Raw genomic sequence first — 24899 nt, forward strand, 5'->3', positions numbered from 1 at the left:
CGTGATGCGGTAGCGCATCGCATTATTGCAGACCCACGCCCTGTGGGAGTGCCATCGCGGACTGCTAGACCGGCACAGCATCGGCGCTTTCTGCCACCTGCACAATCGCATCGAGCTTCTCGCGGATTTCGGTGTCGACTTCACTCTCTGGAACATGCCGGACAAGTTCGTGGAAGTTCTTCTTGGCCATCAGATTCGGCAGGCGGAGCCGCTCGAAATAGGCCTTGAAGAGCGGTGTCAGGAAATCGTCGCTCGCTTTGATGTCCGCACTCCAGGGTGAACCCTTACCCAAGGCCTTCAACGCCGATTCGATCTCGTCAATGGCGGCTCGCATCGCCTCCAGCCGTCGGCCGGCTTCTGCTGCGGTGAAGAGGGGACCGTTTGCATCCTCCGGCGCCGAGGCCGTCGCGTACGCTTCCAGTGTCGCTCGCGTGCAGACATAGTTCTCGATTTCCCGGCGTCTCCACATCAGACACTCGACAGGAGCCATGTCTCGCGGTTCGGCGTCGCGTCGATCGAAGAGAGCTACGCCGCGCAGTCCCGAGAGCGCCTCGCGCAGGCCGTGATAGTGGTTCTGTACGGCGGCGGGTCGGTTCCCCACGTAGTGCACGAAGGGCCGCTCCAACTCTTCCACTGCACGCCCATGCCCGAGTCTCTCTGCAAAGGCCTGCAGAAACGAAAGGTCCGTAGAACCCTCAAGATAAAGCACCCAGCCGGTCTGCTCGGCTTGGTAGTACTGATCGAATCCGATGTCGCGAAGCGCTTTAAGGAGCTGGCTGCCCCGATCGTCGACGCGGTGTGGAGCGCCCACGAAGGCTACGACGACATCCCGTTCGGCGGCTTCGTTGAGCAAGACTTCCGAGTGACTGGCGGCAATTACCTGACCCCCGCTCCGGGCCGCAACGTCGGTGAGCAGTCGGTAGATCTGCCGCTGCCGGAGAATCTCCAAGTGCGCATCGGGCTCGTCGAGCAGCAGGACCGCGCCGGGATTCGCATACAGATAGGCCAGCAGGAGGAGCGTCTGCTGCAGGCCGCTGCCGGATGAAGACAGGTCGAGCCGGACACCCCGTTCGCGGTAGGTCATCGCGATCTCGCCCCGTTCTGCGACGTAGCGAGGCGGATCGAGCTCGGACCCGAACAGATTCTGGACCTGCTCCACCAGTTCATTCCAGCGTTCCGGCTGCCCTTCGTGGATCTGGAAGCAGAGATTGCGCAGGACCTCGGCAGTGCGACCCTCGCCAATCCGCACGTTCACCGCGCCCTGATCCAGTCTTGTCTCGGTGGCGGCCAGCCCAGACATCGGTGGCAGAAACGCGATCTCCACCGTTCCCGCTTCGTCGGGTACCGGCAAGCGATCAGGCGCCTTGCCCTCCGAGCGGCGAAGGAGCCGACAGTAGAAGGACTCCTCATTCGCGTAGTCGAATTCGAGCCCGCAGGTCCACACCTTGTCGTTCGTGACGCCCTCGACGACTAGATCGATGCGGATGTTGCTTGTGGTCTGCCGGCCATCGACCTTTCGAACGTCGCGCACGTGCATTGAGCGCCACAACAGATTCGCGTCCGGGATCGGAATCGCCACGAGATCCCGGCGGTTCACGGTGACACCGGGACGCTTCTCCGGAGTGGTTCTTCCCGAACGCTTCTCGTTCCAGCGCTTCAGGCCAATGTCCCATAAGGCCAGCGCCTGCATCGCCGACGTCTTGCCGGAGTTGTTCGGGCCGATGAACACCACCGGGCTGCCGAGCTCGATCTCGACTTCCCCGAAACGTTTGAAGTTACGTACCGTGAGTTTGGTGAGCATCAGCAGGCTGGATCACGGCGCACGCGGTGACACTCGGTCCGGCGGCCACGTCACGGCCGGAGTGTAGCGCAGCACGGCGCCAGCCGCACCGCGAGTGACGTACTATGGGGTCCGTGCCGGTGCCGGTCTGGAGACCGGCGAACCATCGTGCCGGCCTGGAGGCCGGCGCACCGGCCAGCGCACGGCATGTATTCGGTCTATACCGCGCTGCTCGTCCTGTACGCGCTGTTCCGGCTGCCGCCGATGGTCTACGCGGCGTGGCGGCGAGGCAAGCGGACGGGTGACGTCGGCCAGCGCTTCGGTCGACTGCCGGCATCGGTGAACCCGGACGGGAGGCCCGCCATCTGGATCCACGCGGTGTCGGTGGGCGAGACGCTGGCGGCGCGGCCACTGGCGCGCGCGTTCCGCTGCGCCTACCCGTCGCACCGGCTGATTCTCTCCACGACGACGGTGACCGGCCAGGCCGTGGCCCAACGCTTCGCGGGGGACGGCGAGGTGGATGCGGTGATCTACGCGCCGTTCGACCTGCCCGGCGCGGTCACGCGGGCCCTCGACCGAATCGCCCCGGCGCTGCTGGTGCTGATCGATACCGAGCTGTGGCCGACCCTGCTGCGCGCCTGCCGGCGGCGGGGCGTCCGGACGCTGGTGGCGAACGGACGGATTTCCGACCGGTCCTACCGTCGCTACCGCCGCGTGCGCGGCTTCATGCGGCACGTCCTGGCCGACGTCGACCGCATCTGCGCGCAGACCGACGACTGGCGCGGCCGGTTCATCGACATCGGCGCCGACCCCCAGCGGGTGACGGTCACCGGCAACCTCAAGTTCGACGCAGCGGGCGCCCCGGCCAACCGGGCCGACGCGCCGGGCGGCGCCGGTGATCCCCTCCTGGCCACGTTCGCCTTCGCCCGTGACCGACCGGTGGTGATGGCGGCCAGCACCCTGGCCGGCGAGGAGGAGCCGGTCCTTCGCGCCTTCGCGGCCATCCGCGAGACGTCGCCCGACGCGCTGCTGATCGTGGCGCCGCGGCATCCCGAGCGCTTCGACGATGCGCACGCCCTCGCCGAACAGGCCGGGTTCGCGGTCGCGCGGCGCAGCGGGCTGGCAACGGGCGCGGACCCCGGCACAAGCGTCATCGTCCTCGACACGATGGGCGAGTTGCCGCGGCTCTTCCCGACGGCGTCGGTCGTCTTCGTCGGCGGCAGCTTGGTCCCGGCCGGCGGTCACAACGTGCTGGAGCCGGCGGCGGCGGGTCGTGCCATTGTGGTGGGACCGCACATGGAGAACTTCCCGCAGGTGGCGCGGCAGTTGCTCGCGGCAGGCGGCCTGCTGCAGGCGCGCGACGCGGCTGAACTGGCAGCCATGTTGGCTGAGCTCGTGCGGGACGACGCGCGACGCGAGACCCTCGGGGCGGCAGCCCGGCAGGTGGTCGAGGCGAACCGGGGCGCGACGGACCGGACGCTGGCGGCGGCGGCGGAGCTGCTGGCATGCTGAGCGCGGTCTACGGCGCGATCGCGGCGCGACGCCGGTCCTTCTACCAGTCGCATCCCGACGCGTTGCGGCGGCTCGCGCGGCCCGTGGTCAGCATCGGCGCCCTCGCGGCCGGCGGGCGCGGCAAGACGCCGGTAGCCGCGCTCGTGGCCAGGCTGCTGCGTGACGCGGGCGAGCGTCCGGCCATTCTGAGCCGGGGCTACGGCCGGCGGACGACGGCCGACGGCGTGGTCGTCGTCCGGGCCGGGGCGCGCGATCCGGCGCCAGTCGACCTCGCCGGCGACGAGCCGCGCATGCTGGCGGAACAGGTGGATGCGACGGTTCTCGTGAGCGAGGACCGCTTCGTCGCCGGACGCCTCGCGGAAACCCGTTTCGGCGCCACCGTCCACATCCTCGACGACGGGTTCCAGCATCTGCATCTCGCGCGCACCGTGGACCTGCTGCTGATCGACCCGGCGGATCCGGACCGGCGAACGCTGCCCTTCGGGCCATTGCGCGAGCGGCCCGACACCGCCCGGCTGGCCGACGCGCTGATCGTCGACTCGCCGGACGAGGAGGCGGCGGCTTCCGTCGCCGAACGGCTCGGCGCCGGCAACTGGTTCCGCCTTGCGCGGTCCAACGCGCCGCCCCGAGTGGTGGCGGCGGGCGACGGCTCCGCCCCGACCCCGGAATCGGTTCCGGCGCCCGGTGCGCGGGTCGTCGCCGCCGCCGGCATCGCCGCGCCGGAACGCTTCACGGCGACGCTGCGCGACGCCGGGTACGACGTTGCCGAGACGGTCGCATTCGCCGATCACCACCGCTTCACGCCGGGCGACATACAGAAGCTGGCCGCGCGCGCGCAGGCGGCGGGTGCGGACGCCGTCCTGACGACGGAGAAGGACGCGGTCCGGCTGGCGCCGATGGCGCCGTTTCCGGTCACCCTGGCCGCCGTGCCGCTCAGGGTCGCGGTGGATCCGGCGGAACGGTTCCGCGAGTGGCTGCTCGCGCGCGTCGCGGCCGGAGGCGGCGAATGAACGTGCGGTTTCGGCACCGCGTCGAGTACGCCATCGTGCAGGCGTTCCGGGGCATGGTCCGCATCGCCCCGCGGCGCGTCAGCCTGGCCGTCGGCTCGGCCCTCGGCGCGCTGTTCCACCGGCTCCACGCGTCGCGCCGGGAGGTGGGAGCCGACAACCTGCGCGCCACGTTCCCGGAGATGACCGAGCCGGAGCGCCGCAAGATCCTCAACGCCACGTTCCGCCAGATCGGCCGGCACGTGATCGACTTCCTCAACTTCGACGCGATGTCGCGCGAGCAGATGATGCCGCTGATCGACATGGAGGGGGGCGAGCATGTCGAGCGGGCCCGGGCGGAGGGCCGGGGCGTCATGTACTTCGCGGGACACTACGGCAGCTGGGAGCTGCAGATCATCGTGCACGCCTTGCACTACTCGCCGATCACGATGATCGCCCGCAAGCTCGACAACCCGCTCCTGGAGCGGCTGATCGAACAGATTCGGACGCGCGTCGGCACCCGCGTGCTGCCGCGCCAGGGGGCGACGCGCGGTCTGCTGCGGGCGTTGCGCGAGGGAGAGTCCGTCGGCATGATGATCGATCAGCACATTTCCGACCGGAGCGCCATCCGGATCGACTTTCTCGGGCGGCCGGCCGCCACCACCACCGCCATCGCCTCGTTCGCGCTCCGGTTCGACGCGCCGATCATCCCGGTCTTCGCGCTGCCCAAGGCCGACGGCCGGTACCGCATGGTCTACGAACCGCCGATAGAGCCCCCCGACGACGACGATCCCGACCCGATCCGCACGTGCACGCGCCGGTGCACGGAGCGCCTGGAGGCGCGCATCCGGGCGGAGCCGCACCTCTGGCTCTGGATGCACAGGCGCTGGCGCTGATGGAGCGCACCGCGCCCCACTGCCCGCGGTCCGCCGTCGGTCCGGTCTGGTAGAATCTTCCCATCCTGTTCGCTCGCGGGCGGCGCGCCGGCGCCACGCCGCGGGTACCCCCAGTCAGTGTTACGGAGAGCGCGAGAACACCAGGAGGATTGAGTAGATGGGCACGAAGGTCGGCATCAACGGATTCGGGCGAATCGGACGGAACATCATGCGCGCCGCGATGGAGCAGGCGGACGGGGCCATCGACTTCGTCGCGGTCAACGACATCACCGACCCCGGCACCCTGGCCCATCTCTTCAAGTACGACTCGGTCCTCGGCAATCTCGACACCGACGTCGCGGTCGACGGCGACGGCCTGCGGGTCGGCGACACGCACTTCAAGGTGCTCTCGGAGCGCGATCCGGCCGCCCTGCCCTGGGGTGAGCTGGGCGTCGACGTGGTGGTGGAATCGACCGGCCTGTTCACGAAGCGCGACGACGCCGCGAAGCACCTCGCGGCCGGCGCGAAGAAGGTGATCATCTCGGCCCCCGCGAAGCAGCCCGACCTGACGCTGGTGCTCGGCGTCAACGACGACGCCTACGACCCGGCGCGGCACGCGATCATCTCGAACGCGTCGTGCACGACCAACTGCCTCGCGCCGGTCGCCAAGGTGCTGCACGAAGCGTTCGGCCTGCGCCGCGGCTGGATGACGACGATCCACTCGTATACGAACGATCAGAAGCTGCTCGACTTGCCGCACAAGGACCTGCGCCGCGCCCGGGCGGCCGGCGTGTCGATGATCCCGACGACGACCGGGGCCGCCGTCGCGGTCGGCGAAGTGCTGCCGGATCTGAAAGGCAAGCTGGACGGGATCGCGATGCGCGTCCCGACGCCGAACGTTTCCGTCGTCGACCTGGTGGCCGACGTCGAGCGGCCGGCGAGCGCCGAGGACGTGAACGCGGCGTTCGAGGCGGCGGCCGACGGACCCCTCAGCGGCATCCTGGAGCTGTCGAAGGCCCCGCTCGTCTCCGTCGACTTCAAGGGCGACTCGCATTCGTCCATCGTCGACGCGTCGTACACGAAGGTGATGGAGGGCGACTTCATCAAGGTGCTGTCGTGGTACGACAACGAGTGGGGCTATTCGTCGCGCTGCGTCGACCTGGTGAAGCTGCTCGCGGCAAAGGGCGTCGGTTAGGCGGGCGGGCGGCTGGCGCCAGTGGCGAAGCGCTCCATTCGCGACCTCGCGCTCGACGGGCGGCGCCTGTTCGTCCGCGTCGACTTCAACGTGCCCCTCGACGGCGGCCGGGTGGCCGACGACACCCGGATCCGCGCGGCGCTGCCGACCATCGAGTACGCCCTCGGCCAGGGCGCCTCGCTCGTGCTGGCATCGCACCTCGGCCGGCCGAAGGGGAGGGTCGCACCCGAGCTGAGCCTCCGGCCGGTCGCCGCCCGGCTGGCCGAGCTGCTGGACCGGCCGGTCGCATTCGCGGAGGACTGCGTCGGCGAGGCGGCCGAACACGCCGTCGCCGGGGCGGGAGCGGGCGGCGTGACGCTGCTCGAGAACCTCCGCTTCCACCCGGAGGAAGAAGCGAACGATGCGGCGTTCGCGGCAGCGCTCGCTCGGCTGGCCGACGGCTACGTGAACGACGCGTTCGGCTCGGCGCACCGCGCGCACGCGTCAACCGCCGGCATCGTGGCGCACGCGTCGGACGCGGCGGCGGGCTTGCTGCTCGCGCGCGAGCTCGACTACCTCGGTTCCCTGCTGGCCGCGCCGGAGCGGCCGTTCGTCGCCATCCTGGGCGGCGCCAAGGTCTCGGGCAAGCTGGAAGTGATCGAGAACCTGCTGCCCCGGGTCGACGCGCTGCTGATCGGCGGCGCCATGGCCTACACCTTCTTTCTGGCCCGCGGCCTGCCGACCGGGCGGTCGCTGGTGGAACCGCGCCTCGTGAGCGAGACGCGCCGGATCGAGGCGGCCGCGGCCGAGCGCGGCGTGCGCCTGGAGCTGCCGGTCGACCATGTCGTCTCCGGAAGCCTGGAGGCGTCGGCCGCGCACGAGTGCCTCGGCGTGGACGATATCGCCATCAGCGACCGGATGGGCGTCGACATCGGGCCGGCCACGCGCGAGACCTACGCGGACATCATCGCGTCCGCCCGGACGGTCATGTGGAACGGTCCGATGGGCGTCTTCGAGGTGGAGCCGTTCAGCCGCGGCACGGTCGCCGTCGCCCGCGCCGTCGCCGACTGCGGCGGGACGACGGTGATCGGCGGCGGCGATTCAGTCGCCGCGGCCGCCCACGCCGGAGTCAGCGACCGTCTTTCCCACATCTCCACCGGCGGCGGCGCCTCGCTCGAGTTCCTCGGGGGGCGGACGCTGCCGGGTGTTGCCGCGCTGCCGGACGCCTGACGCCCGAGACCCGGGTCCTCGTCCCCCCCGGTCCGCCGGCCCGACGATCAACCCAGCCGCGCGAGCCGCTCCTCGCACTCGGCGACCCCCGCGTCGATCCCGCTGGCGCGGTAGAGATCCCGCGCCTGCCGCCAGAGAGCCCGGGCCGCGTCGGCCTCCCCGAGCGCTTCCTTCAGGATTGCCATCGGCCGCACCGTATTCGCGTACTCCAGTGGGGGTGGGCCCGTGTCGGTCCCGTCGTACAGCGACAGCGCCTCCGCGTAGCACGCGTGTGACTCCCGGAGCCGCCCGGCCCGGCGGTATTCATCTCCGAGATGACGCAGCGCGGTCGCCAGACGCGCCGGAGCGTCACCTTCCCTGGCAAGTGCGACCGCTTCCTCGCAGCAGGCGCGCGCCGCCTCGTGGCGGCCGGCGTCCGACTCGACATGACCGAGTTTCCCCAGGGCAACGACCAGCCCCGGGGCGTCGCCGGTCTCGCGGCAGATGGCGACCGCCTCAACGAGATGGGCGCGAACCTGATCGATCACCTTCGGGTCGGCCTCCGGACGCGAGGCCCCCGCCAGGGCCTCGCGCCGCAGAGCCCACGCCTTGCCGATGAGCGCGGCAGCCTCGCGGGCAGAACCCATGGGGTCTAGAATAGCGGCCACACGCCTATGCGAACACCGGTCCTGGCCGCCAACTGGAAGATGCACAAGACGATCGCCGAGGCGGTCGCCTTCACCGAGACGTTCCTGCCGCTGGTGGCGGACGCCGACCATGCGGAGATCGTCTTGGCGCCCCCCTTCACGGCCCTCGCCGCGGTCGCCGCCGCCTGTCACGGGTCGAACGTCGCGACGGCCGGACAGGACGTCCACTGGGAGGCTCAGGGCGCCTTCACCGGGGAGGTGAGCCTCGCCATGCTGGCCGAGGCCGGCGCGAGCCATGTGATTGTCGGTCACTCCGAGCGCCGGCAGCTTTTCGGCGAGACCGACGAGACCGTCAACCGGAAAGCGCGGGCGGCGCTGGCGGGCGGACTGGCGCCCATCGTCTGCGTCGGCGAGACGCTCGATCAGCGCGAAGCGGACGAGACCGAAGCGGTGCTGGATCGGCAGGTCGCAGGCAGTCTGGCCGGGTTCGACGCGGCGCAGGTCGGGACCGTCATCGTCGCCTACGAGCCGGTCTGGGCCATCGGCACCGGCCGGACCGCGACGCCGGACCAGGCCCAGGCGGCGCATGCGCACATCCGGAGCCGCCTCGCCGGTCTCGCGGGCGACGACGCGGCGGCGAGCTGCCGGCTGCTCTACGGCGGCAGCGTCAAGCCGGGGAACGCGGCCGAGCTGGCCGCCCGGCCCGACGTCGACGGCGCCCTCGTCGGCGGCGCCAGCCTCGACCCGGCCAGCTTCGCCCGGATCGTCGTGGCCACCAGGTAGCACTGATATACTGTCCGGATGCTGAGCACGCTGCTCTCGGCCGTGTACGTCGTCTGTTGCCTCCTGCTGCTCGTCGTCGTCCTGCTGCAGCAGGGAAAGGGCGGCGACATCGCCGCGGCGTTCGGGGGAGGCGGGTCTCAGGCGGCGTTCGGGGCGCGCTCCGGCGCGACGATCCTGACCCGCGCGACCACCATTCTCGGCGCCCTGTTCATGCTGGGGGCATTCATCCTCGCGATCGTCGGCCAGCGCGGGCCGAGTTCGGTCGTCGGTGGAATCGACGGAGCGCCCGTCGGGACCGAGACGGTGGCCGAGGCGCCGCTTGCGGCGGACGAAGAGGACGCTGCGGCGTCCGGGGAAGGCGCCGCCGAAACGCCTCCGGCGCAGCAGTAGGGCCGCCGGACAACGTGATTGCGGCGCGCCGCCGGGCGCGCGGCAGAGGAGCCACCGCGGAAGTGGCGGAACGGCAGACGCGCCAGCTTGAGGGGCTGGTGAGCCAATGGCTCGTGGGGGTTCAAATCCCCCCTTCCGCACCATTCTGTCACCCTTCTCCCCGGAGAAGGCCTTCTTTCCGGGGAAGGGAATGCGCCTGACCCCCTGGTGGACCGGCGCATTCCCGGCCGGGGCAATCCTGGCCGCCGTAGCGCTCGGCCCCGGCACGTGCGCAGTCGAGCAGGCCTGCGCCGTTGCACAGGCCGGCACTGCCGTAACGGCTGGCGCCACTACCCAGGACGACGATGATGACGACCCCAGCCTTGGTCCGCCCGCGGTCTATACCGAGCTGCGCGAGGCGGCGCCCGAGCCGGCCGGACGCATAGCCGCCGGCACCCGGTTGCAGGTCGATCGGTTCGAGTTGGAGTTCGACGGCGGCGACCTGTTCCTGCTTCCCCCGATCGGCGGCCGCGACACCGTCGCCATCTACCAGGGTCGCGGGACGTTCCATGCCTACCCGCCGGACGGCGTCGAGCTACAGCAGCTCCAGAAGCTGATCGAGGCCGATCGCATCGAGGAGGAATTCGAGCGGTTCATCGTCTGGTTCACGGGAGACCTGGGTGAACGGCTGCGAGCCCTGGCCGACGCCGGGGCGCCGGACGGCAACGTGGGCCGCGCCGCCGACCTGCTGGAGGACCGGCGCGAAAAGCTGCGCGAGGACCGTCTCCTCAATCCCGACGCGCGTGTCGCGGCGGACCTCTGGCGGGCCTCGGTCGAGCCGCCGCTGCCGGACGCCGAACGCGACTTCGTCTTCTTTGAGATCGACGGACGCGAGCACGACTGGTTCACGGTCGAGGTCGAGCCGCTGGACCCGGAAGAAGTCGGCGTCACGCGCTACGACGGGGGCCACCGGATGGTCGATGTCTGGATGGGCGCGCACGCCGTCGCCGACTTCGACGCGGCGGCCGTCGCGTCCACCATCGGACGCTTTCCGCGCGATCCGGAAGCGGACGGCCCCTTCGATCCGGACGCCGAGCGGGATGACGACGACGACTGGACGGCGCCCGACTACGGGCTGTCGCCGCGGGTCCTCGAACCGGACGATGAGCCGTGGCAGGCGCGGGTGTCGATCTCGCGCACCGATGTCGACCTGGCCATCGAGAGGAACGGCGACGCCGAGGCGAGCGTCGCGCTGGTCGTGGAACCGCTCGTCGATCTGGCCACGCTCCGGGTGCTGGTGTCGCCGCTCGCCGAGGTGACCGACGTCCGCTGGCGGACCACGCTGCCGGACGGCGTCGATGACGTGAACGCGGTGGCGCTGCTCGACGATCCGCCCGAGCCCGACGAACCGGCCCCGCTTCTCGGCGAGTCCATCCACTTCATCCAGGAAAAGCACGACCGGCGCCTGAGCCCCGACCTGTACGAGCCGCGCCTCGTCATCCTGCTCCCGCGCGCCGTCGCCGCCGGCGAGCGGTTCATCCTGGAAATCGCCTACGAGGGAGAGCTGATCGAGCGGCTGCGCGACGCGAGCGGCTACTACCTGAAGGACAGCGTCTACTGGATCCCGCGCCATCCGGACAACCGGCGGCGCAGTTTCCACCTGACGTTCCGCACGCCGGAGCGTTACCGGATCGCCAGTGGCGGCCTCCTGACGGAGGAGCGGGTGGAGGACGACACGCGGATCATGCGGTGGATCACCGCGCAATCGGTCCGCAACACGATGTCCTTTCACATGGGGCGGTTCGAGATCGACGAAGTGCCGGCCGACGCGCTGGCCGAGGAAGGCATCGACCTGCCGTCCATCGCGGTCTATGCGGACCGTCATCACGTCGGCTTCGCGCCGGGCAACCGGGAGAAGACCATCGAGGACCTGATCGGGTCGATCCGGACCTACACCGACTATTTCGGCCCGTATCCCTTCGAGTCGCTCCTCGTGACGGAGACGCGCGAGTACGGCGCGCAGGCGTTCCCCGGCCTGGTCCTCCTCACGTTCCAGGCGTTCGGCATGCTGCACACCGGCGAGCAGGAGCTGTTCCGCTCACACGAGGTGGCCCACCAGTGGTGGGGCGCGGGGGTCGACTGGGAAGGCTATCGCGATCAATGGATCTCCGAGGGATTCGCGCACTACTCCGCCGCCCTCTACGCGCTGATGGGACTGGAGGACGAGGACCAGTTTCTGGAGATGCTCGACGCGTGGCGGCTCGACGTTCTGGGCATACCGAGCGTCGGCCAGGGGCTCGGCCTCAAGCGCTACGGCTTCCTTCCCCAGGTGATCCAGCGGAGTGACGCCCATGAATCGGGGCCGCTCGTGGCCGGCTTCCGGCTCCGGACCACCGACACGCCGGCCGACTATCGCCTGCTAGTGTACGAGAAGGGGGCGTTTATCCTGCATATGCTCCGGATGCTCCTGATGGACCTGGAGACCGGTGACGACGAGCGGTTCCGCGCGATGATGCGCCGGTTCGTGGCCGATCACATCGGCGGAGTCGCCAGCACGCGGTCGTTCGAGGCCGCCGTGACCGAGGCGTTCGGCGAGCCGATGGACTGGTTCTTCGATCAGTGGGTGTATGGCGTCGACGTTCCCGAATACCGCCCCGACCTCGATGTCGTGGATGCCCGCCGCATCCCGTCGGCCAGCGCCGCCGGCGCGAGTGACGGAGGGCGAAGCGATCCCGCCGCGCGCGAGCTGCTCGATGCCGCCCGGCGGGATGCGCCGTTCGTTCTCCGCGGCACGGTGCGCCAGGAGGAGGTGCCGGCAGGCTTCCGGATGCCGGTCCCGATCCGCGTGACATTCGACGACCGGCCGCCGATTCTCCGGCGCATCTGGATCGATCAGCCGGAAGTGGCGGTGGAGATCCCGCTGCCGGCCGAGCCCGACGAGGTCGAGTTCAATTGGCACCACGGCGTGCTGGCCCGCGTGCGGTAGAACCGCGCACGTGCGGCAGAACCGCGCGCGTGCGGCACAACCTCCGGTGCGCCGGCCTCCAGGCCGGCAGGACCAGGCAGAACCGCACGCGTGCGGCAGAACCCGGACACGGGCCGGCGGTTCCTGCCTTGACAGTCCCGACACCGAGAACGGACAATCTTGGTTGCGCGCCACCCAGCCGTGCAGCCGCGTAGCGGCGCCGGGCGCCAACGGATCGGATTCCGGATCGCTATCGCCACCAAGATGCCCGAGTCATCGGATATCCGTGCCTGGATCGACGCCCACCGCCGGCGACGCCAGAGCAACAAGGTGCTCCATGGGCACCCGTCGCCCATGTTCTGGCTCGACCGCGAAGTCCCGATCTGCGACGTGATGGCGAACCGCCGCACCGCGGCGGAGACGATGCGGAAGAAGATAAACCTGTACGTCGGCACGCCGTACTGCCTGCCGACGCAGCCGGACCGCTGCGGGTTCTGCCTGTTTCCGAGCGAGGTCTACCGCAACCGGCAGCAGCTCGACACGTACCTGAACTACCTCCGCCGCGAGGGAGAACTGTTCCGCCCCTGGCTGGGCGGCGCCGAGCTTGCCAGCATCTACTTCGGCGGCGGGACGTCCAACCTCTACCGGGCGGATCAATACGCCCCGCTGATGGGGATCGTCCGCGAACTGTTCGACATCCCATCCGATATCGAGGTGACCCTCGAAGGGATTCCGCAAACCTTCACCCGCGAGAAGCTGGAGGCGATGCAGGCGGCCGGCATCAACCGGATCAGCATGGGCGTGCAGCAGCTCGACGACGAGCTGATCAAGGCGAGCGGGCGGCGCCAGAACGCCGCGCAGGTCTTCGACACCGTCGATGCCTGCCGCGACCTCGGACTGCCGCTCAGCATCGACCTGATCTTCGGGTGGCCGAACCAGACGGTCGATCACATGCTGAGCGACCTGCGCGCGCTCGTGGCCACGGGCATTACGCACATCACCAACTACGAGCTGAACGTCGCGGGCCGGACCGACTTCTCCCGCAACCGGCGCCACGAGTTGCCGACGACCGAGCAGAACCTCGAGATGTACCGGATCGGGCGCGACTACCTGGTCGCCGAGGGATTCCGCCAGACGACACCCTACGACTTCGAGCGCGCCGGTCCGGTCCCGAGCGCCTATCTGTACGAGGAACTGTTCCGCCAGCCCTTCCGGATGGGCGACGCCAACGGCCACGCCGGCGCCAATGGTCATGGCAACGGCGCCGGCCGCCGCCACCCCGGCGCCAACGGTCATGGCAACGGCGTCGGTCGCGGCCACCCCGGCGAGACGCTGGTCGGTTACGACGCGTGGGGCTGGGGATTCGCGGGGATCTCGTTCTTCTTCGGCGCGCCCGATTCGCCAGGCTGGGCCTACATGAACCACGTCCGGGTGGACGATTACTTCCGCGACCTCGACGCCGGCCGCTTCCCGGTGATGCGCGGCTTCCACTACACGCCCGAGGACCTCCACCTGCACCTGCTGTTCCAGGAGATGCAGGGACTGGAGGTCGACGGCGCCCGGTTCCGGGCCCTCACCGGGCGCGACGTGGTCGCCGACTATCGCGCAATCTGGGGGGAGCTGGCCGAACTCGACTGGGTACGGGTCGAGGACCAGCAGATCCGCATCCTCGGCGACGGCGCGTTCTACCTGCCGCTCATCCAGAACCTCATGGCGCGCGACCGGCTGGAAGAGATGCGCAGGGAGCGCGTCGCCGGCGTGGCCGGCGCGTCCGCGTTCTCGGCCGCGTAAGCCGACGGAATCTCATCGGCGGCACGAAGGCTTCGTCACCGTGGACGCGGTCCCCAGTCAGGCACTCGCGCCGTTGTCGCGCATCTACGAATGGGCGCGAAAACGGGGTATTGAACTGCAGGCCGAACACCTGATGATCGAAGGCGTCCCGGTGCAGTTCCTCCCGGCCTATAGCGCCCTTGTTGACGCCGCACTCTCGACCGCGCAGGTGCACGACTACGACGGCGTGCCCGTCAACGTCGTGGATCCCGAGCACCTCGTCGCCCTGGCCCTGGAGGCCGGCGGAGCCCGGCGACGCGAGCACGCGTGGCAACTCCTGGAAGCGGGTGCGGTCGACCGGGAGCGGCTGCGACGTATTCTCAAGACCCACGCCATCGCAGCGGAGATCCCTAACGATGCCTGACCGCCTCCCGGCGGATGTCGCGGCTCTTCTCCGGCGAAAGCGCGTGTGGCACCGGGCACAGGCCACACGGCCGCTACAGGAGAAGGTGCGCATCCTTCTGGAGTTGCAGCGCCAGGATCTGCCGCTCATTGCCCGCCAGCGTCCACTCCGGCCGTGGGAGCGGCCGTGGGACGTGACGCCCTAGCCTTAGCGGCTAGCACCGAGAGCGGCGACCGTTGTGCGGGACATCGCAGAATGGTCCCGACTATAATACGATTATATAGATAATGGTCGGCATGGAGACTCAGGGCCGCATCTACGACACGCTGCTTGCCAACCACTTCGCGAACAACCGGCAGATGGCCTTCGTCAGCGGGCCGCGCCAAGTCGGCAAGACCACCACCTGCCGGTCCCACGCGGATGCGTACTGCAACTGGGACAACCTCGACGACCGGGCATTGATCCTCGCAGGGCCGGCTCGCCTCGTCGCCGGATTCGGCGTCGAGCGGTTGTCCGAGACTCTCCCGGTGGCGCTGTTCGACGAGCTGCACAAGTTCCCGCGGTGGAAGCCGTTTCTCAAGGGGCTGTACGACACGTACGCCAATCAGCTCCGGATTATCGTCACAGGCAGCAGCCGGCTCGATATCTATCGGCGCGGAGGGGACAGCCTGATGGGGCGCTACTTCGCGTACCGGATGCACCCGTTCACCGTCGCCGAGACTATCCGTCGAGATCTTCCGGATCCGGACCGGATCGTGCGTCCCCCCCAACCGGTCGAACCGGGCGAGTTCGACGCGCTCTGGACGCACGGCGGCTACCCGGAACCGTTCCTCCGGCGTGACTCTCGATTCAGCCGGCGCTGGCAGTCACTGCGCCTGACGCAACTGGTCCGAGAGGATGTCCGGGACCTGACGCGAGTTCAGCAGATCGATCAGATGGAGGTGCTGGTCCGCCAGTTGTCGCGCGGGTCCGGGCGCCAGTTGGTGTATGGCACGCTCGCGTGCGAGACACGGGTCTCGGTGGACACGGTCCGGCGCTGGATAGCCGCGCTGTGCGATTTCCATCTGGGGTTCCTGGTCCGGCCATGGTTCCGCAACGTCTCGCGCTCGCTACGGAAGGAGCCGAAGTGGTACTTGCGGGACTGGGCCCACATCGAGGAGGACGGTCCCCGGTCAGAGACGTTCGTGGCGTGTCACCTGCTGAAGGCGGTCGAGGGCTGGAACGACATGGGACTCGGCCGGTTCGACCTTGCGTACCTGCGCGACAAGGAAAAGCGGGAGGTCGACTTCCTGGTCGCGCGAGACGGAGAGCCCTGGTTCCTCGTGGAGGTAAAGCACCGGGACACGTCCCTGAGCCCGTCGCTCGCGCACTATCAGCGGCAAGTGGGCGCGCCGTTCGCGTTTCAGGTTGTCATGGACGCCGATTACGTTGCGACGGACTGCTTCGCCGCGCCCGGCCCTCCGCTGGTGGTCCCAGCCCGGACTCTACTGCCCCAGCTCGTCTGAGCGGCGTTCGGGTTACGGGTCCGCCAAGGCGACCGCGTCGGCGATGGCAAGCGTCCGTTGCGCCGCCGCGATCACGGGGCGCTCGATCAGCTTGCCGTCCACCAGGAGGACGCCGCCCGACTGCTGCTCGTAGGCGGCGACGATACGCCGCGCCCACGCCACTTCGTCGGCCCCGGGCGAGTAGGCCGCCTGAATGACGGCTACCTGCGTCGGGTGGATGGCCGCCCGGCCAGTGAAGCCGAGCGCCCGGGTCCGACGGCTCTCATCCGCGAGGGCGTCGAGCGCCGGCACGTCCATGAACGGCGTGTCGAGCGCGCTCACACCGGCCATCGCCGCCGCCGCGACGACGCGTGAGCGGGCGTAGAGCAGCGCATCCCACTCGATCCGGCAACCGACGTCCGCCGCGTAGTCGACGGCGCCGAAGAAGAGCGCCGAGACGTCCGGCGTCGCGGCGGCGATCGCCTCCGCCGCCGCCACCCCCCGCGCCGTTTCGATCTGCGCGATGACCGGCAGTCCGGGCGCCGTCTCCGCGAGGACGTCGGCCGCCGCCCGGATCGCGTCGATGCCTCCGCACTTGGGCACCACAAGCGCGTCCGGACGGATCCCCGCGTCCCGCACCGCTTCGAGATCCCGCAACCCGAGCTCGGTAGTCGGGTCGTTGATGCGCAGGCTGACTTCCGCCCGGACCGGAGTGCGCTCGGCGAAGAGGGCGATGGCCTTCTCGCGCGCGTCGTCCTTGGCCGCGAACGAGACGCCGTCCTCCAGGTCTATGCAGACCGCATCGGCACCGGTGGCGAGCGCCTTGGGGTACCGGTCCGGACGGACCGCGGGGACGAACAGGAGACTGCGGCGGACCCGGAACGGCGGCGCCATGGACGAGAACTAGGTAGCAGAATGGCCGGCCGACGTGTGAGCGCCGACCGACGCGCCAGCGCCCGCGGACGCCGAGACCTCGGCGCGCGTCGCCAAGTGGCACGCGAGCGAGCGGGCGGTCGGCGCCTCGTCGAGCGTCCGTAACCACCCGAGCGCCGCCTCCGCCGCCTCGGGCGGGACGGCGCGTTGGGCGCAGGCCAGGAACTTGTCGTCCAGCTCCGCCGGGGACGCCGGATTCTCCGGGTAGCCGCGGGCGCCCCGCACGGCCCGTTCCAGCGTCCGGCCGTCGGTCAGGCGAAGTGTGATCCGCGCCTCGGTAAGCGGCGGCACGTCGCGGCCAAGCCGCTCGTCGGCCCGCATCGTCACCCGCGGGACGAGCCGCACGACGTCGGGCGACTGCATCGCGGCGGTCTCGAACGTGTCGATGTCGACGCGGCCGAACGCCAGCGCGGCGGCAGCGCAGTAGTGGAGCGAGAACTTCCCTTCCAGGCCGGTCGCCGGCCGGTCATGGATGAGCACCGTCGGGACGACGGGATCGACGTCTATCTCCACCGCTTCCACGTCGGCGGGTCCGATTCCCGTCTCGCGGCGCAGATCCAGCAGCGTGTCGATGGTCGGATGGGTTGCCGCGCACGACGGGTAGAGCTTGACCGTGATCCCGCCGTCGACGATCTCCCAGTCGCGGCCCAATCGGTCGAGCCCGCCCGCCAGATCGCGCCCGGCGCTCTGCATCGCCACCAGGAAGCCCTGCGGGCCGTCTATCGCCCGGTCCGACGCGGTGAGGCCCTCGCGCGCGAAGAGCGCCGCCAGCACGCCGTTGCGCGCGGCCAGCCCCGCCTGCAGGGGTTTCACCATCGTGCCGAAGTTTTCCTTCAGCCCCGACGCCTCGGAGGCGGCGATCGCCAGCGCCCGGCCGGTTGCCTCGGCATCGAGTCCGTAGACGCGCGCGGCGGCGGCGGCCGCCCCAATCGTCCCGATCGTCGCCGTGCAGTGCCAGCCCTGCTCGTAGTGCTTCCGGTTCATCGCGCGACCCAGCGCCGCCTCTACCTCGAAGCCGACGACATAAGCGTCGAGCAAGGCCAGGCCCGGCGCGTTCTCCGCCTCGGCGGCGGCAAGGGCCGCCGCGACGAGGGGCGTGCTCGGATGCGCCAGCGTCACCCAGCACATGTCGTCGAAGTCGAGAGCGTGAGCCGCCGTGCCGTTGGCGAGGGCCGCCCACCCGGGACCGGCGGTAGCGCTGGTCCCGAGGATGAACGACGGCCCGGCCACGCTGCCGTCGAGGTGCGCCACCTGATGCACGATGCGGGCCGACGGCTCGACCGATCCGGCCAGGGCGACCCCCACCGTATCCAGCACCGCGTCGCGCGCCGCCGCGCGCGCCTCGGGAGGCGGCTCGGCGGTGGCGATGAACACGGCGAAGCGCGCGATGGCGCCGCGGGCGGCGGCCCTGTCGGACGCGACCGGCTCCGCGGCCGGTCGGGTGGCGGGTGAGGCGGTGGTCGTCGCTGGCATCGGGACGCTCCTGGTCAGTTGCCGTAGAAGCGGGCGATTTCGGTAAGGCGCTCGGAAATCTCGTCGCGCGGAATCCACCGGCCGCGGATCATCACGCCGGCGGGATCGCGGACGTTGGCGATGTCGTCGATCGGATTCTCGTCGAGCAGGATCAGGTCGGCGCGCAGGCCGACCGCGACGGTGCCGAACTCGTCCTCGGCCCCGAAGTACTCCGCAGGGCGGCGTGTGCCGATCTCCAGAACGTCGTACGGCGTCATCCCCACGTCGACGTAGAGCGCCATCTCGTGGTGCATGGCGAAGCCGGGGACGCTGAAGATCTGCGGCGAATCGGTCCCGAGCGCGATGTTGGCCCCGCCGAGGTGGAGCGCGCGGAGGATCCGGCGGCGCAGATCGGCGACCCGCCGGTTCACCTCAATGTCGCTCGCGCCGAGCCGCGTGTCCACCGCCTGGCGCCACCGATCGACCGTCTCCGGCGGCATGTAGCGGACTTCCGGCCGTTCGGGCAGCACGTCGACCGAGCCCCGGTCGTTGTAGAACGCCGTCTCCCAGAGGACCATCGTGGGGACCACCCAGGCCCCCGCATCGACCGTCGCCTGCACCAGTTCCGGAATGCGCGACTCGTCCACCTCGTCTATCAGCGCGCCCACCTCGCGCAGGCCGCGTGCGCCGTCGGGCCGTGTGTCTTCGTCGACGAGCGCCTCGACGTAGTTGTCGAGGTGGTCGATCGACACCTGGCCGGCCTCGAGAGCACGACGGAGTCCCACGAAGTCCGAAACATGACCACCGAACGGGATGCCGACCTCGTTGGCCGCTGCCGCCATCGCGTCGAACGACTCCAGGCTCATCCCTTCGTGGGTCTTGATCAGGTCGTAGCCATCCACCTGGTAGCTGCGGGCCAGGCGATCCGCCTCTTCCGGCGTCTGGACGCTCTGGCCGTTCATCGACACGCTGCCGAGGTAGAGATTCGGCCCCAGCAGCAGGCCCCGCTCGATCGACTGGCGCAGGCCGAACTGGGACGGCTCGCCCTGCATGCCGCGGACCGTGGTGACGCCGTTGGAGAGATAGAGGAACAGGAGGTTGCGGATGTCCTCGTCGCTCTCGCGCGAGCTGGGGAGATGACCATGCATCTCCGCCAGCCCCGGCATCAGGTAGCGCCCATCTCCTTCGACCCGATCGACGCCCTCGGCCAGCTCGATGCGGTCGGCGGCGTCCCGTGCCGCGATGCGCCCGTCGGCAATGACGACCGTCTGGTTCTCGATCACCCGGTCGCGGTCCATCGGCAGGACGTTGACGCCGACGAACGCGACATCCCCCTCGACGACGGTGGCCGGGTCTCCGCCACCGCCACAGGCAACAAGTGCGCCGACGGCCATCGCCGCCGCCGCCAAGCTCCGCATGCCGCGCCGGCCGGTGCGCCGGCCTCCAGGCCGGCTCCGATGCTCCCGCAACTCGATGCTCACTCCTTCACCTCGGGACGCTCGTTCGCGTACGCCGGCACGTGCCCCCGCCGGTAGACCATGAAGGTCCGCTTGTACGTGATCACGACCGTCCCGTCCTGATTGAAGCCGCGCGTCCGGACCGTGACGATCCCGACGTTCGGCCGCGACTTGGACTCGCGCGTCTCCAGCACCTCGCTCTCCGAGTAGATCGTGTCGCCATGGAAGACCGGCGCCGGCAGCCTCACCTCGTCCCACCCGAGGTTGGCCATCGTGTTGACCGACAGGTCCATCGTCGACTGGCCGGTCACGAGCGCCAGCGTGAACGTGGAATCGACCAGCGGCCGGCCGAACTCCGTCTTCTCGGCGTAGGCATAGTCGAAGTGGATCTTGTTCACGTTCTGCGAGAGCAGCGTGAACCAGACGTTGTCCGCTTCGAGCACCGTCCGGCCGAGCGGATGCCGGTAGACATCCCCCACCTTGAAATCCTCGAAAACCCGTCCCGTCCAGCCTTCTTTCACCGCCATGGCACCTTCCAGGAAACGGCGCTCACGCGTCCAAGCCGCAGGCGCCGTAGTCGGGAGGATTGTAAATCAACGGCTCGTTGGCCCGAACGACCGGGCGACGGCCTCAGCCACTGAGGGCCCGCACGACGGCGTCCGGATCGCGGTCGATAACGGTCAGTAAGACACGCGCGGCACGGTCAGGCACGCGACGCCCCTGCTCCCAATCCTGTACCGCACGTGCATCTAGACCAAAGCGATCTGCGAACTTCCGACGGCTCAGCTTCATCCGACGCCGGAGCGCGACAATTCGGACCGCAGTTGGATCGTCCACTATCCGGACCGGCAATTCGACCTCGCCGCGAACATGGGCAAGAACCTCCCCCAGTGCCGCTTCGATCTCTCGCCCCACACTAGTTCGCTCTCTAGTCATCCCTCGGCGCCTCCTTTCTTGATGGCAGCGACAAGTCTTGACAACACCCTCTTGTCAGTAGGCGTCAGATCGTCGCGATCCGCCTTTGCGTAGGCGGTCAACATGTAGACGCTGTCCAGCGTCGCGGAGTAGTAGTAGATGACCCGGATGCCACCCCTCTTGCCTCGGCCGGAACCTGCCCAACGCAACTTGCGAATACCTCCTGTGCCGGGGATGCGCAGTGATCCGTCGGGCTTCGCCGCGATCGTCGACTCCATTTCTTCACGCGCCACATCCGTGATGAGCTTGCGAATCGCGCGCTCGTAGGCCGTCGTGGCGAAGATACGCACGAGCCACAAGTATGCGGCATTGCCGCATAGGAGCGCAAGGCCGCCAAGGGAATCAGACGATGCAGGCTTCGCGCCAAGCGGCAATCGTCTCGGGGGCGTAGCCGAGTTCCGCCAGGATCGCGTCGGTCTGCTCTCCGACGTTCGGGATCGCGTCCATCCGCGGGTCGATGCCGTCGATGGTCGCCGGGGGGATGGTCATCCGGATCGGTCCGGCGGACGACGGTGTCTCGCGCCACCGGTCGCGCGTCTCGAGCTGGGGGTGGGCGGCGAACTGCGCCACCGAGCGCATTCGCGCATTGGCGATGCCGGCCCGCTCCAGCCGTTCGACGATCGCTTCGGCGGTCAGCGTGCGGAACACGTCGTGAATCGCGGCATCGAGCTCGTCGCGGTGCGCCACCCGCTTGGCGTTGGCGTCGAAACGCGGGTCGGCGGCGAGGGCTGGCTGCTCCAGCACCACCTCGCAGAAGCGGACCCATTCCCGTTCGTTCTGGACCGCCAGCAGGAAACCCCCACCGTCTGCCCCCGTGAACGGGCCGTACGGCGCTATGGCGGAATGCCGCGCGCCGCTCCTGCGAGGCGGCGAGCCGCCGCCGAGGGTGTAGTAGAGCGGGAAGCCCATCCATTCCCCCAGGGCCTCCAGCATCGAGACCTCGATGGTCGCCCCTTCCCCGGTCTGCCCGCGACGGAGCAACGCGGTGAGAACGCCCGAGTAGGCGTACATGCCGGCCGCGATGTCGGCGACCGAAATGGCCGACTTCACCACCTCGTCTTCCGTGCCGGTGATGGAAACCAGGCCCGCCTCCGCCTGCACCAGCAGGTCGTAGGCCTTCTTGTCGCGGTACGGGCCCGTTTCGCCGTAGCCGGAGACGTTGCAGACGATGAGACGCGGACGGCGCTCGCGGAGTGTCGCGGCGTCGAGGCCGAGCCGGCCCGCCGCGCCTGGCGCCAGGTTCTGGACGAAGACGTCGGTCCGGTCGATCAGCCGGTCCACCACCTCGCGCGCCTCGGGGCGCTTCAGGTCGAGAGTCAGCGATTCCTTCGAACGGTTCAGCCAGACGAAATGGCTCGACAGCCCCTGCACCGTCGTGTCGTAGCCGCGGGCGAAGTCGCCGACGCCGGGACGCTCCACCTTGATGACGCGCGCCCCCAGGTCAGCGAGCTGGCGGGTGGCGAACGGGGCGGCGACCGCCTGTTCGAGGGTGACCACCGTCAGCCCGTCGAGGGGACGCGCCGCCATCAGAACGATCGGGGCAGCCCGAGAACGTGCTCGGCGATGTACGAGAGGATCAGGTTGGTCGAGATCGGCGCCACCTGGTAGAGACGGGTCTCCCGAAACTTCCGCTCGATGTCGTAGTCCTCGGCGAATCCGAAGCCGCCGAACGTCTGCACCGCGACGTTGGCCGCCTCCCACGACGCATCGGCCGCGAGGAGCTTCGCCATGTTCGCCTCGGCGCCGCACGACTGGCCCGCATCGAACAGCTCGGACGCGCGCTTGCGCATCAAGTCAGCCGCTTCGATGTTGACGTGCGCGTGGGCAATCGGGAACTGGACCCCCTGGTTCTTGCCGGTCGGCCGGTTGAAGACGATCCGCTCGTTGGCGTAGCCCACCGACCGCTCGACGAACCAGCGGCCGTCACCGACGCATTCCGCCGCGATCAGGATCCGCTCCGCGTTCAACCCGTCTATCAGGTAACGGAATCCCCGCCCCTCCTCGCCGATGAGCTGTGACGCGGGCACCTCCAGGTTGTCGAAGAAGACCTCGGTCGTTGCGTGGTTCATCATCGTCCGAAGCGGGCGGATGGTCACGCCGTTGCCCACCGCGGTCCGGAGATCGACGAGAAAGATCGACAGCCCGTCCGTCTTCTTCTTGATCTGCTCAAGCGGCGTCGTGCGGGCGATCAGCAGCATCAGGTCGGAGTATTCGGCGCGCGAGATCCAGACCTTCTGGCCGTTGACGATATAGCGGTCGCCATCGCGCACCGCCATCGTCTTGAGTTGCGTGGTGTCGGTGCCGGTCGTCGGCTCGGTCACGCCGAACGCCTGCAGGCGAAGCTCTCCGGAAGCGATCCTGGGCAGGTACTCGCGTTTCTGCGCCTCCGAGCCGTGCCGCAGCAGCGATCCCATGATGTACATCTGGGCGTGGCAGGCGGCGGCATTCCCACCTGAGTGGTTCACTTCTTCAAGAATGACCGACGCCTCGGCGATCCCGAGGCCGGCCCCGCCGTATTCCTCCGGGATCAGTGCGGCCAGGTAGCCCGCGTCGGTCAGCGTCCGGACGAACTCCTCCGGATAGGCCTCGTCCCGGTCGAGATCCCGCCAGTAGGTGTCGGGGAACCGCCGGCACAGCTCCCCTACCGCGCTTCGCAAATCCTGGTGGAGTTCAACTTCCGCAACCGCCACGATGCCTCCTTTTGGGATTCCCCGGTATTGTTGCTTCCGCCGGACGGCAAACGCAACCCGTACGCCCAGTACCAGAACCGATTCCATCCCGCACGCCTCTGGTATACTGCGTCAACGATGCTCACACGCATTCACGTCGACAATTACAAGTGTCTGACAAACTTTGATCTCCGTCTCTCGGAACTAACCTTGTTGCTGGGCGACAACGGTTCCGGAAAGTCGGCCGTGTTCGAGGTCGTCAACAAACTGCGCGAGTTTCTTAGCGGCGAGAGCCGCGTCGACCGTCTTTTCTCCACCTCCGACATCACTAGTTGGACTACAAAGACCGAACAACGCTTCGAGTTGGAGTTCTCGGACAAGAATGGGGTACTCACATATGAGCTCACCATCGACCAATATACCGAGAAGAAGATCGATCGCGTGAAGGCGGAACGCTTGACCGCCGGTGGCAAGCCACTCTTCTCTTTTGAATTGGGTAAGGTACAACTCTATCGTGACAATCACAGCAAGGGACCGACGTACAGTTACGATTGGACACAGTCCGGCCTCGCATTCGTCGGCGGTCGCCACGACAATAGGCAACTATGCCGGTTCCGCGATACGCTGCGGCGTTTCCAGTCCTTGTCCTTGCGCCCGGCGAGTATCTCTGGCGTTTCCGAGGGTGAAAGCGACGTTCTGGATCACACGGGCGAAAACTTCGCTTCCTGGTACCGAGGCCGGTCGCTAGAGAATCCCGAACACGTGCAACAAGCAGTGTCACGACTCCAGGATGTCCTGCCAGGTTTCGTCGGTTTGAAACTGTCGCAACGCAGTGGCGACCATCGGGAGTTGCTTGCCCAGTTCGCACCGCCCGGCGAGGCCGCCGTCCAATCTTATCGTTTCGACAGGCTATCCGATGGCCAGCGGGCACTCATTGTGCTGTACATGCTGACCTTTGCCGATGAACCTTCTGGAATACCGCGCACGCTCTTTCTGGACGAACCGGACAATTATGTCACTCTGCCGGAGTTGCAGCCGTGGCTCGCCGCGCTGGAGGATGGTTGCGGAGTCGAATTGCCGCAGACGGTGATCATTTCTCACCACCCGGAAGCTATCGACTTCCTCTCCGACAAGGCCGTTTGGCTTGCGCGCGAGCCGGAAAGTCAGACCCGCATTGTAGACGTCGCCAATGATACGGGGCTTCGCCTTTCCGAACTGCATGCGCGAGGCTGGGCGCCGTGAGGCGCGCGACAATTATCCTGCTGTGTGAGGATAAACAGCAGGATGTTCTGATCAGGAGGGTAATCGGCAAACTGAGGCGCCGGGATGTTCCCCGGACAGTACCTATGCCATGCGGTCGGGGCTCGGGAGAACAATTCGTGCGCGAGCAGTTTCCGAGCGAATTGAGAGAGCAGCGGAGGAGGGCTGCTTCATCCGTGCTCGTTGTTGTCGTTGA

At 68.7% G+C, this 24899-nt stretch carries 23 protein-coding genes and 1 tRNA gene; 14 read left to right on the top strand and 10 right to left on the bottom strand.

Features of this window, described 5'->3' with window-relative positions; translation table 11 throughout:
• Nucleotides 1-64: 64 nt before the first annotated feature.
• Nucleotides 65-1801, bottom strand: a complete 1737-nt coding sequence (locus F4Y45_04700; GenBank protein MXY23804.1) for an AAA family ATPase — start codon at nucleotides 1799-1801, stop codon at nucleotides 65-67.
• 186 nt (nucleotides 1802-1987) lie between these two features.
• Here F4Y45_04700 and F4Y45_04705 point away from each other — a divergent pair, with 186 nt between their 5' ends.
• The 5 genes from F4Y45_04705 to F4Y45_04725 all read left to right on the top strand — a co-directional run bounded on the left by F4Y45_04705 (nucleotide 1988) and on the right by F4Y45_04725 (nucleotide 7557).
• Nucleotides 1988-3292, top strand: a complete 1305-nt coding sequence (locus F4Y45_04705) for a 3-deoxy-D-manno-octulosonic acid transferase (protein ID MXY23805.1) — start codon at nucleotides 1988-1990, stop codon at nucleotides 3290-3292.
• A complete protein-coding gene (lpxK, locus tag F4Y45_04710; GenBank protein MXY23806.1) occupies nucleotides 3286-4302 on the top strand; it encodes a tetraacyldisaccharide 4'-kinase in 1017 nt (338 codons plus the stop codon). The genes F4Y45_04705 and lpxK overlap by 7 nt, the downstream gene beginning before the upstream one ends.
• Complete coding sequence (locus tag F4Y45_04715; GenBank protein MXY23807.1) at nucleotides 4299-5174, top strand: lysophospholipid acyltransferase family protein; 876 nt, start codon at nucleotides 4299-4301, stop codon at nucleotides 5172-5174. Before lpxK ends, F4Y45_04715 begins: the two co-directional genes overlap by 4 nt.
• A 157-nt stretch (nucleotides 5175-5331) precedes the next feature.
• Entirely contained in the window at nucleotides 5332-6348 is a 1017-nt protein-coding gene (gene gap, locus F4Y45_04720; GenBank protein MXY23808.1) for a type I glyceraldehyde-3-phosphate dehydrogenase, read from the top strand.
• A gap of 21 nt (nucleotides 6349-6369) precedes the next feature.
• Entirely contained in the window at nucleotides 6370-7557 is a 1188-nt protein-coding gene (locus F4Y45_04725) for a phosphoglycerate kinase (GenBank protein ID MXY23809.1), read from the top strand.
• Between the two features lie 47 nt (nucleotides 7558-7604).
• Here the strand turns inward: F4Y45_04725 and F4Y45_04730 are convergent, their stop codons facing one another.
• Nucleotides 7605-8315 (bottom strand): tetratricopeptide repeat protein, encoded by a 711-nt coding sequence (locus tag F4Y45_04730; GenBank protein MXY23810.1) that lies wholly within the window; start codon nucleotides 8313-8315, stop codon nucleotides 7605-7607.
• On the opposite strand from F4Y45_04730, the gene F4Y45_04735 reads away from it, so the two are divergent.
• From F4Y45_04735 to F4Y45_04770, 8 genes are all read left to right on the top strand, one after another.
• Entirely contained in the window at nucleotides 8211-8966 is a 756-nt protein-coding gene (locus F4Y45_04735) for a triose-phosphate isomerase (GenBank protein MXY23811.1), read from the top strand. The genes F4Y45_04730 and F4Y45_04735 overlap by 105 nt on opposite strands.
• 18 nt (nucleotides 8967-8984) lie before the next feature.
• On the top strand, nucleotides 8985-9356 hold the full coding sequence (secG, locus tag F4Y45_04740) for a preprotein translocase subunit SecG (protein ID MXY23812.1): 372 nt from the start codon (nucleotides 8985-8987) through the stop codon (nucleotides 9354-9356).
• A 56-nt stretch (nucleotides 9357-9412) separates the two neighbouring features.
• A tRNA-Leu gene (locus F4Y45_04745) sits at nucleotides 9413-9499 on the top strand.
• A complete protein-coding gene (locus F4Y45_04750) occupies nucleotides 9463-12321 on the top strand; it encodes a M1 family metallopeptidase (protein MXY23813.1) in 2859 nt (952 codons plus the stop codon). The genes F4Y45_04745 and F4Y45_04750 overlap by 37 nt, the downstream gene beginning before the upstream one ends.
• 243 nt (nucleotides 12322-12564) lie before the next feature.
• Nucleotides 12565-14091 carry a coproporphyrinogen III oxidase family protein gene (locus F4Y45_04755; protein MXY23814.1) on the top strand — a complete coding sequence of 509 codons (1527 nt, stop codon included), beginning with the start codon at nucleotides 12565-12567 and terminating at the stop codon, nucleotides 14089-14091.
• Between the two features lie 40 nt (nucleotides 14092-14131).
• Nucleotides 14132-14494, top strand: a complete 363-nt coding sequence (locus tag F4Y45_04760; protein MXY23815.1) for a hypothetical protein — start codon at nucleotides 14132-14134, stop codon at nucleotides 14492-14494.
• The gene (locus F4Y45_04765; protein MXY23816.1) at nucleotides 14487-14678 is read left to right on the top strand and encodes a hypothetical protein; all 192 of its coding nucleotides are present in this window, start codon (nucleotides 14487-14489) and stop codon (nucleotides 14676-14678) included. Before F4Y45_04760 ends, F4Y45_04765 begins: the two co-directional genes overlap by 8 nt.
• A gap of 154 nt (nucleotides 14679-14832) precedes the next feature.
• Nucleotides 14833-15978 (top strand): ATP-binding protein, encoded by a 1146-nt coding sequence (locus F4Y45_04770; protein ID MXY23817.1) that lies wholly within the window; start codon nucleotides 14833-14835, stop codon nucleotides 15976-15978.
• Nucleotides 15979-15990: 12 nt separating this feature from the next.
• Here the strand turns inward: F4Y45_04770 and F4Y45_04775 are convergent, their stop codons facing one another.
• From F4Y45_04775 to F4Y45_04810, 8 genes are all read right to left on the bottom strand, one after another.
• Nucleotides 15991-16851, bottom strand: coding sequence for a CoA ester lyase (locus F4Y45_04775; GenBank protein ID MXY23818.1), 861 nt, complete (start codon nucleotides 16849-16851; stop codon nucleotides 15991-15993).
• A gap of 9 nt (nucleotides 16852-16860) precedes the next feature.
• Nucleotides 16861-18363, bottom strand: a complete 1503-nt coding sequence (locus tag F4Y45_04780) for an MmgE/PrpD family protein (protein ID MXY23819.1) — start codon at nucleotides 18361-18363, stop codon at nucleotides 16861-16863.
• A 14-nt stretch (nucleotides 18364-18377) separates the two neighbouring features.
• A complete protein-coding gene (locus tag F4Y45_04785) occupies nucleotides 18378-19823 on the bottom strand; it encodes an amidohydrolase family protein (protein MXY23820.1) in 1446 nt (481 codons plus the stop codon).
• Nucleotides 19820-20326: a MaoC family dehydratase gene (locus tag F4Y45_04790; GenBank protein MXY23821.1), complete on the bottom strand. Its 507-nt coding sequence runs from the start codon at nucleotides 20324-20326 to the stop codon at nucleotides 19820-19822. The genes F4Y45_04785 and F4Y45_04790 overlap by 4 nt, the downstream gene beginning before the upstream one ends.
• A gap of 103 nt (nucleotides 20327-20429) precedes the next feature.
• Nucleotides 20430-20735, bottom strand: coding sequence for a helix-turn-helix domain-containing protein (locus F4Y45_04795; GenBank protein MXY23822.1), 306 nt, complete (start codon nucleotides 20733-20735; stop codon nucleotides 20430-20432).
• Nucleotides 20732-21064: a hypothetical protein gene (locus F4Y45_04800; protein MXY23823.1), complete on the bottom strand. Its 333-nt coding sequence runs from the start codon at nucleotides 21062-21064 to the stop codon at nucleotides 20732-20734. Before F4Y45_04800 ends, F4Y45_04795 begins: the two co-directional genes overlap by 4 nt.
• Nucleotides 21065-21116: 52 nt before the next feature.
• Nucleotides 21117-22301 (bottom strand): CoA transferase, encoded by a 1185-nt coding sequence (locus tag F4Y45_04805; GenBank protein ID MXY23824.1) that lies wholly within the window; start codon nucleotides 22299-22301, stop codon nucleotides 21117-21119.
• Entirely contained in the window at nucleotides 22301-23551 is a 1251-nt protein-coding gene (locus F4Y45_04810; GenBank protein ID MXY23825.1) for an acyl-CoA dehydrogenase, read from the bottom strand. Before F4Y45_04810 ends, F4Y45_04805 begins: the two co-directional genes overlap by 1 nt.
• Before the next feature lie 30 nt (nucleotides 23552-23581).
• On the opposite strand from F4Y45_04810, the gene F4Y45_04815 reads away from it, so the two are divergent.
• Nucleotides 23582-24685: an ATP-binding protein gene (locus F4Y45_04815; GenBank protein MXY23826.1), complete on the top strand. Its 1104-nt coding sequence runs from the start codon at nucleotides 23582-23584 to the stop codon at nucleotides 24683-24685.
• Nucleotides 24686-24899 lie beyond the last annotated feature (214 nt).

This window comes from Acidobacteriota bacterium, from assembly GCA_009838525.1.
In the GTDB taxonomy this organism is placed as follows: Bacteria; Acidobacteriota; Vicinamibacteria; order Vicinamibacterales; family UBA8438; genus VXRJ01.

Excerpts from the sequence above, each read along its gene's own strand:
- F4Y45_04735 (MXY23811.1), top strand. The coding sequence starts at position 8,211 with ATGCGAACACCGGTCCTGGCCGCCAACTGGAAGATGCACAAGACGATC.
- F4Y45_04755 (MXY23814.1), top strand. The coding sequence starts at position 12,565 with ATGCCCGAGTCATCGGATATCCGTGCCTGGATCGACGCCCACCGCCGG.
- F4Y45_04700 (MXY23804.1), bottom strand. The coding sequence starts at position 1,801 with ATGCTCACCAAACTCACGGTACGTAACTTCAAACGTTTCGGGGAAGTC.
- F4Y45_04730 (MXY23810.1), bottom strand. The coding sequence starts at position 8,315 with ATGGTCGGCGTCCGCCACCAGCGGCAGGAACGTCTCGGTGAAGGCGAC.
- F4Y45_04775 (MXY23818.1), bottom strand. The coding sequence starts at position 16,851 with ATGGCGCCGCCGTTCCGGGTCCGCCGCAGTCTCCTGTTCGTCCCCGCG.
- F4Y45_04815 (MXY23826.1), top strand. The coding sequence starts at position 23,582 with ATGCTCACACGCATTCACGTCGACAATTACAAGTGTCTGACAAACTTT.
- secG (MXY23812.1), top strand. The coding sequence starts at position 8,985 with ATGCTGAGCACGCTGCTCTCGGCCGTGTACGTCGTCTGTTGCCTCCTG.
- F4Y45_04805 (MXY23824.1), bottom strand. The coding sequence starts at position 22,301 with ATGGCGGCGCGTCCCCTCGACGGGCTGACGGTGGTCACCCTCGAACAG.
- F4Y45_04765 (MXY23816.1), top strand. The coding sequence starts at position 14,487 with ATGCCTGACCGCCTCCCGGCGGATGTCGCGGCTCTTCTCCGGCGAAAG.
- F4Y45_04715 (MXY23807.1), top strand. The coding sequence starts at position 4,299 with ATGAACGTGCGGTTTCGGCACCGCGTCGAGTACGCCATCGTGCAGGCG.
- F4Y45_04770 (MXY23817.1), top strand. The coding sequence starts at position 14,833 with ATGGCCTTCGTCAGCGGGCCGCGCCAAGTCGGCAAGACCACCACCTGC.
- lpxK (MXY23806.1), top strand. The coding sequence starts at position 3,286 with ATGCTGAGCGCGGTCTACGGCGCGATCGCGGCGCGACGCCGGTCCTTC.
- gap (MXY23808.1), top strand. The coding sequence starts at position 5,332 with ATGGGCACGAAGGTCGGCATCAACGGATTCGGGCGAATCGGACGGAAC.
- F4Y45_04810 (MXY23825.1), bottom strand. The coding sequence starts at position 23,551 with ATGGAATCGGTTCTGGTACTGGGCGTACGGGTTGCGTTTGCCGTCCGG.
- F4Y45_04705 (MXY23805.1), top strand. The coding sequence starts at position 1,988 with ATGTATTCGGTCTATACCGCGCTGCTCGTCCTGTACGCGCTGTTCCGG.
- F4Y45_04790 (MXY23821.1), bottom strand. The coding sequence starts at position 20,326 with ATGGCGGTGAAAGAAGGCTGGACGGGACGGGTTTTCGAGGATTTCAAG.
- F4Y45_04750 (MXY23813.1), top strand. The coding sequence starts at position 9,463 with ATGGCTCGTGGGGGTTCAAATCCCCCCTTCCGCACCATTCTGTCACCC.
- F4Y45_04795 (MXY23822.1), bottom strand. The coding sequence starts at position 20,735 with ATGACTAGAGAGCGAACTAGTGTGGGGCGAGAGATCGAAGCGGCACTG.
- F4Y45_04780 (MXY23819.1), bottom strand. The coding sequence starts at position 18,363 with ATGCCAGCGACGACCACCGCCTCACCCGCCACCCGACCGGCCGCGGAG.